The organism is Vibrio sp. Vb1574 (assembly GCF_033338675.1).
Genome location: NZ_JAWOTC010000299.1, coordinates 1 through 1,226 on the forward strand (window position 1 = coordinate 1; position 1,226 = coordinate 1,226).

The following is a 1,226-nucleotide window of genomic DNA, read 5'->3' on the forward strand; positions in this document are numbered from 1 at the left end:
CTGCCCGTTATGCCAACGATGTGAACGTCGGCTTATTTGGCTACCCAGTATTGATGGCCGCGGATATTTTACTCTACGGTGCGCACCAAGTACCCGTGGGCAGCGATCAGAAGCAGCATCTAGAACTGGCTCGTGATATTGCGACACGTTTCAACAACATCTATGCGCCGGAAAACCCAATTTTCACTATTCCTGAGCCGTACATTCCAACCGTGAACGCACGCGTCATGAGCTTGCAGGATGCGACCAAGAAGATGTCGAAATCGGATGACAACCGTAAGAACGTGATCACCTTGCTGGAAGATCCAAAATCGATCCTCAAGAAGATCAACAAAGCGCAAACGGATACCGAAACGCCACCAAGCGTTCGCCATGATGTTGAAAACAAAGCGGGTATTGCAAACCTAATGGGTCTTTACTCTGCAGCGACAGGCATGAGCTTTGAAGAGATTGAAGCGAAATACAAAGGCGTTGAAATGTATGGCCCATTCAAGAAAGACGTGGGTGAAGCGGTTGTTGCGATGCTTGAGCCAATTCAAGAAGAATACCGTCGTATTCGTGCAGATCGTGCGTTTATGGATGAAGTGATGAAGCAAGGCGCGGAGAAAGCATCGGCTCGCGCGGCGGAAACACTGAAAAAAGCATACGAAGCTGTTGGTTTTGTTGCTCGTCCGTAATCTCAAGTAATCCAATACCCAAAAAGCTCCACTTCGGTGGAGCTTTTTTTATGTGCTGAGAAAATTACTCGAAGGGTGTGTTGTCCATACAGCGCTCCATATCATAGTACTCAACGCGGCCACGAGCGCCTAAAAACGAAGACTTCACCACCATCCCACGATCCACATAATTAGTGAGGAAAACACAGGATATCTCGTAACTTAACTGTTTGATTTTATATGGCTCCCAGTAATAGTCTGGTCCAGGCAGGCGGGCACGAAAAGAAATGACACCATCGTCACTGACTTCAAACTCTTCCATTCCCTTGAACTCATTTTTTGCTGATTGGATAGTTTTTTGATTAGCGGTTGGGTAAAGCGGTTCAGAAGATGTTAGCTGACAACCTGTCATAAGCCCAAACGCGGAGAGAGCTAGCCCAATACGTTGAATTGTTTTCATTGATTTTTCCACGATAGATGATGGATGAGATCTTATTGTCTCGCGTTGGTTTTATAACGCTTGTGTATGTTTTTCTCCACTGTGTTGTTGGAATTTATCATTTTTGATTG

Annotated in this window: 2 protein-coding genes; one reads left to right on the forward strand and one right to left on the reverse strand. The window is 45.8% G+C overall.

Going from position 1 to position 1,226, the window contains the following annotated elements; genetic code table 11:
• The coding region (trpS, locus tag R7O12_RS25695; protein ID WP_318126882.1) for a tryptophan--tRNA ligase at positions 1–677 on the forward strand (677 nt) is incomplete at its 5' end.
• Positions 678–741: 64 nt separating this feature from the next.
• Here the strand turns inward: trpS and R7O12_RS25700 are convergent.
• The gene (locus R7O12_RS25700; RefSeq protein WP_024699762.1) at positions 742–1,116 is read right to left on the reverse strand and encodes a hypothetical protein; all 375 of its coding nucleotides are present in this window, start codon (positions 1,114–1,116) and stop codon (positions 742–744) included.
• Between the last annotated feature and the right edge of the window lie 110 nt (positions 1,117–1,226).

Bases quoted from the DNA above. Each gene is read 5' to 3' on its own strand.
- R7O12_RS25700 (WP_024699762.1), bottom strand. From the start codon at position 1,116: ATGAAAACAATTCAACGTATTGGGCTAGCTCTCTCCGCGTTTGGGCTT.